Origin of the sequence: Acinetobacter radioresistens DSM 6976 = NBRC 102413 = CIP 103788, assembly GCF_006757745.1 — a bacterium.
In the GTDB taxonomy this organism is placed as follows: domain Bacteria; phylum Pseudomonadota; class Gammaproteobacteria; order Pseudomonadales; family Moraxellaceae; genus Acinetobacter; species Acinetobacter radioresistens.
This window is the reverse complement of sequence record NZ_AP019740.1, coordinates 2,711,519-2,725,650: the sequence shown is the minus strand read 5'-3', so window position 1 is coordinate 2,725,650 and position 14,132 is coordinate 2,711,519. Positions and strand designations below refer to the sequence as shown.

Below are 14,132 nucleotides of genomic sequence, written 5' to 3'. Positions count from 1 at the left end.
TGGATATGGATATCGAAATTATTATCAGTCTGGTTTTTTTTGCCTTTTGTGCCGGCCTGATTGATGCTGCTGTTGGAGGCGGTGGCCTGATCCAGATTCCAGCACTGATGGGAACTTTCCCGCATTTGCCCCCAGCAACAATTTTCGGTACTAACAAGCTGGCGTCAATCGCAGGTACTGCTTCAGCTGCATTTTCCTACGCCAGACGGGTGCGTTTTGTCTGGAAGTTACTGGTGGTCATTGCCAGCTGTGCATTTGTCAGCAGTTTTATCGGGGCTGCCTGTGTATCGATGATTCCGGTTTCTGTATTACGTCCACTGGTACTGCTTATGCTGATCATCATGGCTGTATATACTTTCATGAAAAAGCAGTTCGGCCAGGTACATACTGAACGTCCGGTTAACTCTAGTTTCTTGTTAATGGCGGCACTCGGCAGTATTTTAATCGGATTCTATGATGGTATTTTTGGCCCTGGTACAGGTAGCTTCTTTATCTTCTTCTTCATCCGGTTCTTAAGTGTTGATTTTTTACATGCTTCTGCACTGTCTAAAATTGGTAATTTAATGACCAATCTGGCAGCTTTAAGTTTTTTTATTCCAACCGGTCATGTTCTGTTTAGTATTGGTTTAGGTATGGCACTGGCCAATATTTTCGGGTCTTTAATAGGGGTCCGGCTGGCTTTAAAGTATGGAAGTGGCCTTATCCGGATTTTATTTTTAATTCTGGTGAGTATCCTGATTATACGCCTGACCTATCAGATGGTAACAGCAGGCTTCATATAAAATAAAAAAGCACAGCGAATACAAGCTGATACAAAAACACGGTTTTTTAAAGACAAATTGAAGCCTGCAAAAAAGTTAATATAAACAAACATTAAAGATAAGACTCTAATAAAATTATATCCAACTGGAAATATTTTGTACGGGTTGCATCATCACCTTAGCCAATGAATATTTTAGTGAAAGGGGAGTAGTATGAATATATTTGAAGCATTGCGCGAGAGCCATGAACGCCAGCGCGATCTTGCTGACCAGCTTTTAAAAACCCATGGAGACTCTCCAGAGCGCCGTAGTGTATTTCAAGCACTTAAAAACGAGCTGTTCGCTCATGAAGTGGCTGAAGACCGCTTTTTTTATATTCCCTTAATGATGACTGATTCCGGTCTGGGTATTACTCGCCATGCTTTGGCTGAACATCATGAAATGGATGAAATGGTTGAAGAACTCACCGAGCTGGATATGAGTAATACAGGCTGGCTGGCACTGGCAAAAAAACTGACTGAGACGGTTCATCACCATCTGACTGAAGAAGAACACCGTTTTTTTCAGCAGGCTGGCAAAATTCTGGATGAGCAGCAAAAAACTGTATTGGCCAAACAATATCTGAACGAATATGAACACTATAAGGAAATCAGTAAAACCATGCTGTAGTATCAGAAGAAGATGGCGAAAGCCATCTTTTTTGGTTTATTGGGCTTTTAGAAATCGGTGACCGGTTGGCGTGAACGTTTGCTAGTTCCTACCGTTACACCAACTGAGGCAAGCATAATGCAGCCAAGTGCAACCCACTGCCAGGTATTAATCTGTTCTTTTAACAGGACCATGCCAGCCAGCGCAGCCAGTGCAGGTGAGAGACTGGAGAGGGTACCATAGCTAAGTTTACTCAGGCTTTTCAGTGCCAGCAGATCCAGTGCATAAGGTATAGCGGTAGCCAATAAGGCAACCATAAGTACTTTACCCCAATGCTGGGTTTGCACTAGTGCAGGAGCATCCTGATATAATCCGATAGGCAAGAGTGCCAGTGCCGAGATAATAATGGCAATTGTCAATGCATGCATTCCAATATTTTGCTGTACTACTTTTTGACCAAAATAAATATAAATTGCCCAGCATAAGCCGGCCCCCAGTGCACAGGCAGCTCCAAATACTGAAAAGTTCTCGGCATTGGCACTGCCCCAAGGCACCATCAGTACAATTCCAATAATAGCCAGTAATACCCAGATGTAGTCGCTACGGTATTTGACCGACAATAAAGCCAAGCCTAGCGGCCCGGCAAACTCCAGCCCAACTGCAATACCTTGAGGAAGTTTATCTAGTGACAGATAAAACAGAATATTCATCAGGCCAAGTGATGCGCTATAGCAGAGCAGATCATGCCACCGTAAATAAGGCAATCTTGAAATGATACGCCAGGAACGAAACATGAGAGTTACGAGCACAGCGGCAAAACACAGCCTTAAAATAGTTACAGTCAGCGGATCCAGAACTGAAAAAAGCTGTTTGGCAAAGGATGCACTGATCTGATAGGAAATCATGGATAAAACCATGAATAGCACAGCAAGCAAAGATGAGTTTGACATAGGCGCGCGTGATCAGAGCATTTACCCAGATCGTAAAGAAAGAGATAGAGTCTATTATAACCAAAGTCCGGATAAATAGAGCTGGGAAAAATACTTAGTTTGAAGAAGTTGAGGAATCTTTAGCTTGGGCGCGCAGGCGCGCGCGTTGAGTTGTTACTGTACAGCCAATTGAAGCAGCAATAATAGTTGCCAATGCGAGCCACTGGCTCCAGAGTAGCTGTTCACCCAGAAATAAAAAACCTGAAAATGCAGCAATTGCAGGTTCCAGACTCATTAAAGTACCAAAGCTAAGTGCAGTCAGATTACGTAGTGCAATCATTTCTAGAGAAAAAGGCAAGGCACTGGCCAGTATGGCAAGGACAATAAAAGAACCTATATGAGGTAATTCAAATGCGCTAAGAGTGGCAGGTGTAAACAGTAAAGCGGCTGGAAGCAAACAGCATGTGCCGACCATCATGCCCAGGCAGACCGTATGATTCCCTGAAATACCCGAAGGTTTTTGCCCTGCAATAATATAGACAGCCCAACAGGCGCCGGCCCCTAATGCATAAGCTACACCTAACAGATCAAGTGACTGCTGCGTTTCATCTAAGGGTAGAAGTAATAAAAGGCCTAATACCGCAAGGCCGATCCAGATAAAATCATAGCGCTGACGGGCAAAAAACAGAGCTACACTCAAAGGGCCAATAAACTCAAAAGCGACTGCAATTCCTAATGGTAACCGGGCTATAGATAAATAAAACAGCAAGTTCATGCCAGCTAGTGCCAGTCCATAACTCAAGATAGCTTTCCAGCGGATATTCCTGAGATTAATTTTCCAGATTTGAAACACTGCAGCCAGAATGAGTGCACTAAACATTAAACGCAGTGCTGCCACAGTAATGACCGGAAACTCACTGATCAGTACTTTGGCAAATGATCCGCTACCCTGTACTGAAAGCATCGCCAGTATAAGAAGCAACAGAGCTTGTAAATGCGGTGCCTGTTTTATATTAAGCATGAAGAAAAGACTGGAGCAATCAAAAGGATAATATCAGGTTCACTATAGGACTGGCACAAAGAAAAAGCCACAACCTCACGGTTGTGGCTTTGTCAGTATTTGTACGGATCAGAACAGTACACGAACGCGGATTGTGCCTTCTACTTGATGCAGAGTATCGAGTGCTTCTTGAGATGCGGAAGCATCTACATCCATCACCAGATAACCTACGTCACCTTTAGTCATTAATGACTGGCCCGAGATATTAATATTATGCTCGGCAAACAAAGTATTGATTTTTGATAGTACGCCAGGCACGTTTTTGTGAATGTGTAGCAGACGGTGTTTGCCTTCGGTCAGCGGTAAGGCAATTTCCGGGAAATTAACTGCAGAAAGTGTCATACCTTTATCAGAATAGGCCACAAATTTTTCAGCTACTTCCAAACCGATATTTGCCTGTGCTTCCATGGTAGAGCCACCAACATGTGGTGTCAGGATCACATTATCAAGACCACGCAGTGGAGAGACGAACTCTTCCCCATTTGCTTTTGGCTCTTTCGGGAATACGTCCACAGCAGCGCCAGCAATATGGCCAGATTTAATAGCATCGGCCAGATCTTCAATCACTACACAGGTACCGCGTGCTGCATTTAAGAAGATTGAACCCGGCTTCATTTTTGCAAACTGTTCTTTTGTGAAGAAATTACGGGTAGATGGAACGTCTGGTACATGTAGAGACACTACATCAGCAGTTGCAAGCAACTCATCTAAAGAGCCTATCTGACGGGCATTACCCATAGGCAGTTTAGTTACTACATCATAATAAATAACTTGCATGCCCAGGCTTTCAGCCAGAACAGAGAGCTGTGAACCAATTGAGCCATAACCCACAATACCTAAAATTTTGCCACGTGTTTCAAATGAACCGTTGGCAGATTTATTCCAGCCACCACGATGACAGGAAGCAGATTTCTCAGGCACACCACGAAGCAGCAGGATAGTTTCTGCCAGTACCAGCTCTGCTACAGAACGGGTATTTGAATAAGGTGCATTAAATACCGGAATACCACGTTCCATTGCTGCTTTTAGGTCAACCTGGTTGGTACCGATACAAAAACAGCCAACCGCGATAAGCTTGTTGGCTGCTTCGAAAATCTCTTCGGTCAACTGCGTGCGAGAACGTATACCGATGAAGTGGGCATCTCTGATCGCTTCCTTGAGCGCTTCGCCTTCAAGCGCAGTCTTGCGATAGTCAATGTTGGTATAACCTGCAGCATTTAAAGTGTCGATCGCGTTTTGGTGAACGCCTTCTAGCAACAAGAAACGAATTTTATCTTTAGGAAGTGAAAGGTGTTGGCTCATTACCGCTCCGCTACAAAGGCCAAATTTAGTGGCAGTATGATAACATATTGGTCGCCCTATAGACATTTGCTTTATGACTGCCTCAGTGGATATTTTCCTGCTTTATGGTCGCTAGGCTGGTTTTATAAAACGCCAGCATGCCAAACATAACCTGAAAACCTGCTGTATTTATATATATGGTGTTGTGACAGTATATTTTTAGCATGCTTTATCCCGACCTGACTTAGGGGTAAAATGTAAGCGCTTTTAATACCGGAATGAAAAAATTTCACGGTTTTTTCATCTTGTCCAAAGCAGTGCTTCTATTTCATGATTAGATTGGTTTTCTTTAAATTTTATTGGAAATGAAGCTTCTATAGTGCCGCACTTCTAATCTATTTCTTGCTAGGTCCGCAAAACGATGAATGCTCCAGTTACTTTAGCACCTGAATTATTGATCCAACTTTCTGCAATTGTTGGGGAAAACCGTATTAAAACCGATGCTGCCAGTCTGGATGCCTGGGGTAGGGACTATACCAAGCATTTTGAACCTAACCCGTCAGTCATCGTTTTTCCATCCAGTACAGAGCAGGTTCAGCAAGTCGTCAAGCTGGCTAACCAGTTTAATATTGCGATTACCCCTTCAGGGGGGCGTACCGGGCTCTCTGCTGGAGCAGTAGCAGCCAATGGTGAAATCGTGGTAAGCCTGGATAAAATGAACCAGGTACTGGAATTTTTTCCGGCAGACCGGATGGTACGGGTACAGGCAGGTATTGTAACCGAGCAGTTGCAGTCTTATGCAGAAGAACAGGGGATGTACTATCCGGTTGATTTTGCTTCTTCAGGTTCATCTCAAATTGGCGGCAATATCGGTACCAATGCAGGCGGTATTAAGGTCATTAAATATGGCATGACTCGTAACTGGGTGTTGGGCCTGACTGTAGTAACTGGTAAAGGTGACATTTTACGCCTGAACAAAGGTATGATTAAAAATGCAACCGGGTATGCCTTGCAGCATCTGTTTATTGGTGGAGAAGGTACACTGGGGCTGGTAACTGAAGCTGAAATCAAGCTGGAACGTCAACCACAAGACTTACAGGTCATGGTACTGGGTGTGCCAGATTTTGACGCGATCATGCCTATTCTGCATGCGTTTCAGAGCAAGATCGATCTGACAGCATTTGAGTTCTTTGGTGAACTGGCAATGCAGAAAGTGCTAGCCCATGGTCATGTACAGCGTCCATTTGAAAGCCAGTGCCCATTTTATGTTCTGCTTGAGTTTGAAGCACCTTATGAGCCAATCATGGATAAGGCAATGGAAATCTTTGAACATTGCATGGAGCAGGGCTGGGTACTTGATGGTGTGATGAGTCAGACTCTGGACCAGGCACAAAATCTATGGCGTCTGCGTGAAGATATTTCCGAGTCAATTGCTCCATTTACTCCCTATAAAAATGATATTTCAGTATTGATCACGCATGTACCGGCGTTTATTAAGGAAATTGATGCAATTGTTCAGGCCAATTATCCAGATTTTGAAATCTGCTGGTTTGGGCATATTGGCGATGGCAATCTGCACCTGAATATTTTAAAACCTGAAAATCTGAGTAAAGACGAGTTCTTTGCTAAATGCCAGGTCGTTAACAAATATGTATTTGAGACCGTAAAAAAATATGATGGTTCAATTTCTGCCGAGCATGGGGTTGGAATGACCAAAAAGCCTTATCTCGACTATAGCCGTTCTGCTGAAGAGATTGAATATATGAAAGCACTTAAAAAAGTATTTGATCCGAATGGTATTATGAATCCGGGTAAACTGTTTGATCTTTAAGGCTACATAGCTTTAATAGTGTAAACAAAAAAAGCGTAGCACAATAGCTACGCTTTTTTTTGCTGAAGGGGAACATGCAATGTTAAGAGTTTTTATTTTATCTTCGCTGTTACTGGGCGTGATGAGTGGCTGCGCTACAACCAGCAAGCTCATGAACTTTAAGTCTGATACACCTATACAGCAAGTTTTACAGGAGCGTCCCGAGCTGCTCAAAGATCTTGCTACAGTAGAAATACGCCAGTTTTTTAATAATATTGAGCGTCCGACAGCAGCTCAGGTAAAGGTTACTGAAACCGGCTTAAAAGATGATTCGGTCCGTTCAGTTCGCACTATTTATAGTTTCAAACATATTGAAAATAACTGGGAACTGGTAAATACCCAACGTTCATACCAATGCATGCGTGGTAAAAATACCAAGTCTTTTCAGGCTGCTCAGTGTCCCTGAAAATATATAACTGATGTATAGAGATAATTCGGCTAAAGGTGGATCCGCTCGATATAGCCTTATTTTCTGGAATGGGTGGATCACTGTAAAAAATATAATTATTTATTTTTCTTAAAAGAAGACTGCTACACATAAATTTTGCGGCTGTAAAATTCACAGTATTTAAGATTATTCTCTGTTAGACTATACTGACTTGACCAAGTGGGTGTACTTGGTGAAGTCATAAAATCTCACATCATTATTTTTATCTTGCTAGACACTTTGTGAATACAGTGTTCTAAGTCGCTGCTCTCAAGCGCATTTTCTAAAACTTAATTTTTAAATACTCAGTGCTTGTCATTGGGCTGACGTTTATCTCCCTAAAAATGATACTCAGCCTTACAAGCCGATAAAGATATGTAGATAACAATGCAAAATATTCAAACCACCACATTGAGCCGCGCTACGCTCATGTTCCCATTGGCTTTGGTCCTGTTCGAATTTTCAGTGTATATCGGCAATGATCTGGTCCAGCCGGCAATGCTTGCTATTACTAGAGACTTCGGAGTCAGCAGTAGCTGGGCACCTTCTTCAATGTCATTTTATCTATTGGGTGGCGCCTGTGTTGCATGGCTTTTAGGACCACTTTCAGACCGTCTTGGCCGCAAAAAAGTTCTGCTCTCTGGAGTATTATTCTTTGTAGTGTGCTGCCTGCTGATTTTATTGACGCAACGTATTGAAACTTTCCTGGCCCTGCGTTTTTTACAGGGCATTGGCCTGACGGTAATTACCGCAGTAGGCTATGCTGCCATTCAGGAAACTTTTGAAGAGCGTGACGCGATTAAGGTCATGGCACTCATGGCCAATATCTCCTTGCTGGCACCTTTGCTTGGCCCTATTTTGGGTGCTTTTTTAATTGACCATGTTTCTTGGCACTGGGGTTTTATCGGTATTGCCTTGCTGGCATTTTTAAGCTGGTTTGGTCTGAAAGCTAAAATGCCGGAGTATAAGCAGAGTATTCCTAAACAGCCGATCAGCTATATTCTTTATGATTTCAAAAAGGTTTATCAGGATAAGCATTTTTTAGGCTTAACATTCGCTTTACCGATGGTCAGCATGCCGCTGATGTTATGGATTGCACTCTCTCCAGTCATGCTGGTCGAAGAACTCGGACTCAGCAGTCTGCAATATGGCATGGCACAGTTTCCGGTACTTGGCGGTCTGATCCTGGGCAATATTGTACTGATTAAAGTGATCGACAAGCTGGCATTAGGAAAAACAGTACTTATAGGCCTGCCTATTATGCTATTCGGTACTTTTATCCTGCTTCTGGGCGTGATCTGGCCAGCATATTTTTTGTGGAGTCTGATCATTGGAATGACCTTGATCAGCTTTGGAGAGGGACTGAGCTTTTCTGTTCTTTACCGGTTTGCCCTGATGTCATCACAGGTTTCTAAGGGAACAGTTGCAGCCGCAGTATCAATGCTATTGATGTTCAGCTTCTTCATTATTATTGAGCTGGTTCGTATGCTTTACGAGCAGTTTCATTTATTGGGATACAGTCTGGCATGTCTTGTACTGATTGCGCTCTGGTTTACATTTCCACGGATGCTTTTAAATAAAGTAATGCAGCGGCGTCAGCAGCAGGATCTGAATTAAATACCCATTAAGTAGGCAATAAAAAATATGGACATCTGTTGAGATGTCCACATTTTTTTTATAGGAGCTATATTCTATTTAATTACACCACAGGCAATACGCTCACCACCACCACCAAGCGGTTTAGGGTGATCTGAATAGTTATCACCACCTGCATGTACCATGACCGAAAGTCCTTGGATCTGGCTCAAGGTCAGACGCGGTGCTAGCAAGGTCTGATTAGCTTTCCCGTTGGAATCTACCGTAACAGTGGGCAGGTCCCCCAGATGACCAGTGGTTGGAGTACCATGACCTGTACCTGTCGGGTTAAAATGTCCACCAGCAGCCTGGGCGGCAGTCATTTTTCCGTCTTTCATCGCTGGTTCGCATGAGCCACGTTCATGGATATGGAAGCCATGCTGACCTGAAGGCAGACTAGACAGATTGGTCATGACTATAAGCCCCTGCGGACTGTCATGAAAGGTAACTGTACCGATTTTACTACCCACACCTTCAGGTGAAACAGCATGTACAGTAACGGTCTGCTGTTTGGCTGAATTGTGATGATCCATGGTAGTACAACCTACCGATACCGCCGCAGTCAGTGCACAAAGCGCGCTAACTTTAAATAGGGAGGGAAACATACAGTGCATCCTGATTGTGACTATTGTGCAGTCCAATTCAAGCAAAGCACTATTCAATACACAATCAGCATTAAGTATGGTCTTGTATAAGTTTATTAACTTTAATCATTTATGGTGATTTCGGCGGCTCTTCATCATTTAAGATTTCATAGGCCAAAGAAGCATCCGGCACAGGTTCGGGTTCAGTGGTTTCATGCAGCCATTCACGCCAGATTGCCAGTATTACGGCTAAGATTACCGGACCAATGAATAGACCAACCAGGCCAAAACTGGCGACTCCACCTAGAACCCCAAACATGATAAGCAGGAAAGGGATTTGAGTCGCACCAGAGATTACCAGTGGTCGAATAACATTATCTGATGTACTGACAATACAGACACCCCATGCAAATACACCAATGGCTTCTACCGTCTGTCCCTGTGAAAATAGCCAGAGAGCAACCGAGCCATAGGCGACCGGGGTACCAAATGGAATTAATGCCAGTAAGAAAGTTGCAATAGTCAGGACCATTGGATTAGGCACCCCCGCTACTACATAACTTAAGCCAGCCAGGATTGCCTGAGCAATTGCAGTTAGACCCACACCATAAACTACGGCACGGGTAGTTTCTGAAATAGTGTCCATATAATGATGGATACGTGGCCCAATTACTTTTTCCATGGCTGTACTGACCTGTCTTAAAATAGTCTGTCCGTCACGGTAAAAAAAGAATAAGGACATGATCGCAAAACAGAGTTTAATAATATTTTTGCTAATTTCATTCAGGACGAAACGGCCATAACCTAAATGACCTTGGATCCAGGCAGCTACATTTTGGGTAATGGACTGCGGGTCAGTATTTAGCTCTTTTAAGGTCCGGGTAACTTCTTTACCAATGATAGGTAACTCGCGGATAAAATCAGGTACAGAAACATGACCGGAAAAAATCTGGCGTTGCAGCTCGTAATACAGGTTACGGCCTTCATGCTGCAAAATGAAAATAGCAAAGGTCAGGGGAATACCAATGACCAGAATAATCAGAACAATCATGACAGACGCACTGATACTTGAACGCTGCCCGCACATCCGCTGGATAGACAGATAAAGTGGCCAGGTCATATAGGCGATAATTGCTGCCCAAAGGACCGGTACAATAAAGTATTTGAGCACATGGAAGCCCAAAAATACCAATATAAAAAACAGTCCAAATAACAAAACCCGCTGTAGGGTTGGAGCATATTGTTGCACTGATTTCTCTGATCTTTGATAGCCGATTAATCATATTAACCGAAAATACTCACCGGGGAAATGAATGCCGGGTGTAGGTCCGTGAATAAATTACACGATATAAAAAGAACGGATAGCAGCTCAAAAATCAGAACCACTCGGTTGGATCTTCAATAATGCTATCCAGAACCGGTTGCCACTGAGCTTGTAAAACCAGCAGATTTTTCTGATATTTATCAAATATAGCCAACCCCTGCATGGCCTGTTTGGCATAAGCTGAACGTTCTGCAATCCAGGCTACAGGTTCCTGTCCAACTTTTTGAAAAAAGCTTTGCATATCCTGCTGATTACTTTTTGGTGACTTGATCCGGTTTGCCAGCAGCAGAATTTTTACCTTGCCTTTTTGTATCCGCCTGATCTCTTGGAGATGTTTTAAAAAACGCCGGGTACTGTCAATATCAAAAAAAGAAGGTTGAAGCGGAACAATAATATGCTGGCTTTCACGGATCAGCTGTTCAGCATGTTCTCCACGTAATGCACCGGGCGCATCAATAATTAAATAGTCCAGGTCTGCGGGAGCTTCACCGATCTGTTTTTCTTTTCGCCAGTCTAGAGCAATAATTGGCGTGGCTGTTTCAGGTCGTAGCTTTAGCCATTGTAAGGCTGACTTCTGGTAATCTGCATCTGCCAGCCCGACCCGATAACCTTTTTGGGAGAGTGCCGTGGCTAAAGTGATTGCTGCAATGGTTTTTCCACAGCCCCCTTTCTGGTTGGCAATCAATATTGTTTTCATTCACTTTAGTACAATGATCTATCTCTACCCTAGCTTAGCAGCTTTTTATGTGAGAAATGTGACACATGACAAAAGTTGTAAGACTCTATACATTACTATGCACATGAAATATGAGGAATATATATGTCAATCTGGATGGCCATGCTGATTGGTGCCTGCATCGGTGTGGTACTTGCCACTTTCATTTTGTCAAATACACGTAATGGACGAATCAAGGCAGAATATGAACAGTATATTGCCGAGCTAGAACGTGAACACCAGCAGGCACTGACTCATGCACAAAAGCGCAGTGTAAACACTAGCCGTGCAGTCCTCAAGGGCAAAATGGCCGAACAGCTGGCTCCAATCCTGCCTGAGTTCCAGTATTTGCCGAGCGATGCCAAATTTTTAGGGGACCCAGTGGATTATGTAGTATTTGATGGCTATACCGACTTTCGTGATGGCGAAGGCCGAGCAGATGAAATTGAAGTAGTGCTGATTGATATTAAAAGTGGAAATGCACGCTTAACCAAAGGCCAGCAGGCAATTGCTCAGGCAATCCGTGACGGGCGGGTACGTTTTGAGACCGTGCGTATTGATTTTGATGAAGTATAGCGCTTAGACCCGCGTTTAAATAAATAGAGTCAAGGCAAAATCAAACCTAAACCATGCTGATTGTTACTAAAATTTGATACTATTTTCATATTTTCTTCTTCTAATATAGAGTTAAGAAACACGCTGATTACAGGGGGAAATTGATGTCAAAACGCTTAATATGTAGTGTATTACTGGGCTTATGGGTAGGACAGGCCAGTGCATCGACCTCTGCTGAATATAATATTGCTAAAGGATTGGCACCTGCTGTAAAAGATCAGTCTATTGCAGTACTTAAACCTTTCGCTGGTGATTTCCGTATATTAGGTTCAAAAATCTATACTCATGATGAACAAGCCAAATTTTCCCCCATTGATTATGCAGTCAGTTGGGGAATGTTTGCCGAGCCGGAAATTGCCCGGCGTATCAGTGTGAACCAATATGACCGTTTCCTGAACTGGAAAATAGACAAGCTTCCAGTACCACCGAAACAGGCCATGCAAATGGTATCAAATATGCATATTATTCCAGCCAATCCTAAAATTGCCCAAGAAATTAAGAAAGTGAAACGGGGTGATCTGGTCCGTTTACATGGCGAGTTGGTTGAAGTGAAGGATAAAGATTTGGTCTGGACCTCATCACTTACTCCAACTGATTTGGGAGAAGGGGCTTGTGAATTATTTCGAGTAAACTCGATTCAATGGATCGAGAAAGTCAGAAGTTAAATTTAAAGTTGTTACGAAATTAAATAAAGGAAGTTTAATCCAGGCAACATATACCCGACTTCAGAATAATGCAGTCGGATATATGTTTTCGGGTTTCAGAGGTATAATTACCAAGAATTATATATTTTAGCTCTGCCTTTTTTTACTGCTGTTTTGTAGGTTCAGAAAATGGTGGCTGTGATTGTTTGCTGGCAGTTTGCTGCTGGTTTTTCCAGTGCTTCAATTGCTCTTGCGCATGTAAATAATCGCCTAAGCCCTGTACCTGATTGTTATTACCTTTTTGTTCAGGTTGCTGTTCAAGTAATTTAGCCTGATTATCCCAGTATTCTGCATGTAATCCCTGAATATAGCGACCCTGCTCAGTTTTTAAGTCCAGTTCACGCAACATATTACGTGCTGACTGAATATGCTCGCGTTTGCGCTGCTGCTCAAATTCTTCAGTGAGCGAGCCTTCCTGACGCATTTTACCAAGTTCTTCCTCCAGTTCGTCACTCATGGCTAAAAAACGGCTTTCATAGTCTTCCAGTAGCTGAATATCGTGAGCATCATTCGGAGTAGCCGGAAATTGTTTAACTGGAGGCGTTTCCAGCTGTTTCATGACTTCTGCATCTTCCTGCTGTTGCTGCGAAAGATCACCAGTTTCCGGGTTTTCCTTTTGGCAGCCGCCCAGTAGCAGGCCTGAACAGAACATCAGAGGTAAAGCGAGACGGGCTGTTTTATTCATATGTACTCCCTCATTTTAAACATGATTTTTTCAGTTATTTATAACTGACTTTTTTAAAGCTATAAGCATAAGTTACATATGGAAATTCAATTTCATCATGAGGTTGCTTGTTAGTATAGTGCCGGACGGTTTCTTCAAACTGCTGTTTCAGGGCCTGCTGTTGAGACTCTGACATGGCTGCAATAAAGCTGGTCGACAGTAAACGTTTGGATACCACCTGTTCTACCGTACCTTTTTGTACTTGTGATAAAACCTTGACCTTTTCCAGCTGAAACAGAAACTGATTGTCAAAAACTTCTTTCCAGTGACCACTATGATAGCGTGGAGTAGTTCCTTCAAATGGTGCAATCAGCTCAGCCAAGGCACGCACCCATTCAATTTCAATATCACGCTGGTTCCAGACCAGTCCCAGATAACCTGCCGGTTTAAGCACCTCATAAATTTCATTCAGGCTCTGAATATCAGCAAACCAGTGAAAAGATTGTGCACAAAGTACGGCATCCTGACTCTCATTCCCTAAAGGTAAATGCTGTGCGGTGCCCGGTAATGCGACAACACCCGGATAACGTTTTTCCAGTTCTGCGAGCATTTCTGCAACAGGTTCAACCGCAGTAATATGAGAAGTTAAAGCTTGTAAATATGGTAAAAATTTGCCTGTACCTGTGCCCAGATCGACAACATACGACGATTGACTTAAATTCAGGTCATTCCTTAGCCAATCAATTACCTGTTTAGGATAGCTGGGCCGTACCTCCTGATAAAGTCGGGCAGCCTGACTAAAGCCTTTTTGTGCGGCAGGATGTATTGAATGTGTCATATTTTGCGCTTTTTAATTTGAGTGACCTCGATAAAATAAGATACTGAGCAAATTGGCTCAGGCAAAGGCCTTATTGT

At 43.0% G+C, this 14,132-nt stretch carries 15 protein-coding genes; 7 read left to right on the top strand and 8 right to left on the bottom strand.

The window, feature by feature from the left end:
- The first annotated feature begins 5 nt into the window (after positions 1–5).
- Both ACRAD_RS12875 and ACRAD_RS12870 read left to right on the top strand, forming a co-directional pair.
- Positions 6–782, top strand: a complete 777-nt coding sequence (locus tag ACRAD_RS12875) for a sulfite exporter TauE/SafE family protein (RefSeq protein WP_005024318.1) — start codon at positions 6–8, stop codon at positions 780–782.
- 192 nt (positions 783–974) lie between these two features.
- Complete coding sequence (locus ACRAD_RS12870) at positions 975–1,430, top strand: hemerythrin domain-containing protein (RefSeq protein ID WP_005018199.1); 456 nt, start codon at positions 975–977, stop codon at positions 1,428–1,430.
- A gap of 47 nt (positions 1,431–1,477) precedes the next feature.
- On the opposite strand, the gene ACRAD_RS12865 is transcribed toward ACRAD_RS12870, so the two are convergent.
- The 3 genes from ACRAD_RS12865 to serA all read right to left on the bottom strand — a co-directional run bounded on the left by ACRAD_RS12865 (position 1,478) and on the right by serA (position 4,700).
- Positions 1,478–2,359, bottom strand: a complete 882-nt coding sequence (locus ACRAD_RS12865) for an EamA family transporter (RefSeq protein ID WP_005024321.1) — start codon at positions 2,357–2,359, stop codon at positions 1,478–1,480.
- Between the two features lie 94 nt (positions 2,360–2,453).
- Entirely contained in the window at positions 2,454–3,359 is a 906-nt protein-coding gene (locus ACRAD_RS12860) for an EamA family transporter (protein ID WP_005024324.1), read from the bottom strand.
- 108 nt (positions 3,360–3,467) lie between these two features.
- Positions 3,468–4,700, bottom strand: a complete 1,233-nt coding sequence (gene serA / locus ACRAD_RS12855) for a phosphoglycerate dehydrogenase (RefSeq protein WP_005024326.1) — start codon at positions 4,698–4,700, stop codon at positions 3,468–3,470.
- Positions 4,701–5,100: 400 nt separating this feature from the next.
- On the opposite strand from serA, the gene ACRAD_RS12850 reads away from it, so the two are divergent.
- The 3 genes from ACRAD_RS12850 to craA all read left to right on the top strand — a co-directional run bounded on the left by ACRAD_RS12850 (position 5,101) and on the right by craA (position 8,593).
- Positions 5,101–6,510 (top strand): FAD-binding oxidoreductase, encoded by a 1,410-nt coding sequence (locus ACRAD_RS12850; RefSeq protein WP_005024330.1) that lies wholly within the window; start codon positions 5,101–5,103, stop codon positions 6,508–6,510.
- 79 nt (positions 6,511–6,589) lie between these two features.
- Entirely contained in the window at positions 6,590–6,955 is a 366-nt protein-coding gene (locus ACRAD_RS12845) for a hypothetical protein (RefSeq protein WP_005024332.1), read from the top strand.
- Positions 6,956–7,363: 408 nt separating this feature from the next.
- The gene (gene craA / locus ACRAD_RS12840) at positions 7,364–8,593 is read left to right on the top strand and encodes a chloramphenicol efflux MFS transporter CraA (RefSeq protein WP_005024335.1); all 1,230 of its coding nucleotides are present in this window, start codon (positions 7,364–7,366) and stop codon (positions 8,591–8,593) included.
- A gap of 74 nt (positions 8,594–8,667) precedes the next feature.
- Here craA and sodC read toward each other — a convergent pair whose 3' ends face one another.
- From sodC to ACRAD_RS12825, 3 genes are all read right to left on the bottom strand, one after another.
- Positions 8,668–9,216 (bottom strand): superoxide dismutase family protein, encoded by a 549-nt coding sequence (sodC, locus tag ACRAD_RS12835; protein ID WP_005024337.1) that lies wholly within the window; start codon positions 9,214–9,216, stop codon positions 8,668–8,670.
- 109 nt (positions 9,217–9,325) lie between these two features.
- Positions 9,326–10,444, bottom strand: coding sequence for an AI-2E family transporter (locus ACRAD_RS12830; RefSeq protein WP_005024339.1), 1,119 nt, complete (start codon positions 10,442–10,444; stop codon positions 9,326–9,328).
- Between the two features lie 127 nt (positions 10,445–10,571).
- Positions 10,572–11,216 (bottom strand): ParA family protein, encoded by a 645-nt coding sequence (locus ACRAD_RS12825; RefSeq protein ID WP_005024342.1) that lies wholly within the window; start codon positions 11,214–11,216, stop codon positions 10,572–10,574.
- A gap of 123 nt (positions 11,217–11,339) precedes the next feature.
- On the opposite strand from ACRAD_RS12825, the gene ACRAD_RS12820 reads away from it, so the two are divergent.
- Both ACRAD_RS12820 and ACRAD_RS12815 read left to right on the top strand, forming a co-directional pair.
- A complete protein-coding gene (locus ACRAD_RS12820) occupies positions 11,340–11,810 on the top strand; it encodes a Holliday junction resolvase-like protein (protein WP_005024343.1) in 471 nt (156 codons plus the stop codon).
- A gap of 143 nt (positions 11,811–11,953) precedes the next feature.
- Positions 11,954–12,514 (top strand): hypothetical protein, encoded by a 561-nt coding sequence (locus ACRAD_RS12815; RefSeq protein WP_005018223.1) that lies wholly within the window; start codon positions 11,954–11,956, stop codon positions 12,512–12,514.
- A gap of 142 nt (positions 12,515–12,656) precedes the next feature.
- Here ACRAD_RS12815 and ACRAD_RS12810 read toward each other — a convergent pair whose 3' ends face one another.
- Positions 12,657–13,238, bottom strand: coding sequence for a hypothetical protein (locus ACRAD_RS12810; protein ID WP_005024347.1), 582 nt, complete (start codon positions 13,236–13,238; stop codon positions 12,657–12,659).
- Between the two features lie 34 nt (positions 13,239–13,272).
- A complete protein-coding gene (locus tag ACRAD_RS12805) occupies positions 13,273–14,055 on the bottom strand; it encodes a class I SAM-dependent methyltransferase (protein WP_005024349.1) in 783 nt (260 codons plus the stop codon).
- Positions 14,056–14,132 lie beyond the last annotated feature (77 nt).

Coding starts and splice junctions, on each gene's coding strand:
- ACRAD_RS12875 (WP_005024318.1), top strand. CDS start 6: ATGGATATCGAAATTATTATCAGTCTGGTTTTTTTTGCCTTTTGTGCC.
- ACRAD_RS12870 (WP_005018199.1), top strand. CDS start 975: ATGAATATATTTGAAGCATTGCGCGAGAGCCATGAACGCCAGCGCGAT.
- ACRAD_RS12865 (WP_005024321.1), bottom strand. CDS start 2,359: ATGTCAAACTCATCTTTGCTTGCTGTGCTATTCATGGTTTTATCCATG.
- ACRAD_RS12860 (WP_005024324.1), bottom strand. CDS start 3,359: ATGCTTAATATAAAACAGGCACCGCATTTACAAGCTCTGTTGCTTCTT.
- serA (WP_005024326.1), bottom strand. CDS start 4,700: ATGAGCCAACACCTTTCACTTCCTAAAGATAAAATTCGTTTCTTGTTG.
- ACRAD_RS12850 (WP_005024330.1), top strand. CDS start 5,101: ATGAATGCTCCAGTTACTTTAGCACCTGAATTATTGATCCAACTTTCT.
- ACRAD_RS12845 (WP_005024332.1), top strand. CDS start 6,590: ATGTTAAGAGTTTTTATTTTATCTTCGCTGTTACTGGGCGTGATGAGT.
- craA (WP_005024335.1), top strand. CDS start 7,364: ATGCAAAATATTCAAACCACCACATTGAGCCGCGCTACGCTCATGTTC.
- sodC (WP_005024337.1), bottom strand. CDS start 9,216: ATGTTTCCCTCCCTATTTAAAGTTAGCGCGCTTTGTGCACTGACTGCG.
- ACRAD_RS12825 (WP_005024342.1), bottom strand. CDS start 11,216: ATGAAAACAATATTGATTGCCAACCAGAAAGGGGGCTGTGGAAAAACC.
- ACRAD_RS12820 (WP_005024343.1), top strand. CDS start 11,340: ATGTCAATCTGGATGGCCATGCTGATTGGTGCCTGCATCGGTGTGGTA.
- ACRAD_RS12815 (WP_005018223.1), top strand. CDS start 11,954: ATGTCAAAACGCTTAATATGTAGTGTATTACTGGGCTTATGGGTAGGA.
- ACRAD_RS12810 (WP_005024347.1), bottom strand. CDS start 13,238: ATGAATAAAACAGCCCGTCTCGCTTTACCTCTGATGTTCTGTTCAGGC.
- ACRAD_RS12805 (WP_005024349.1), bottom strand. CDS start 14,055: ATGACACATTCAATACATCCTGCCGCACAAAAAGGCTTTAGTCAGGCT.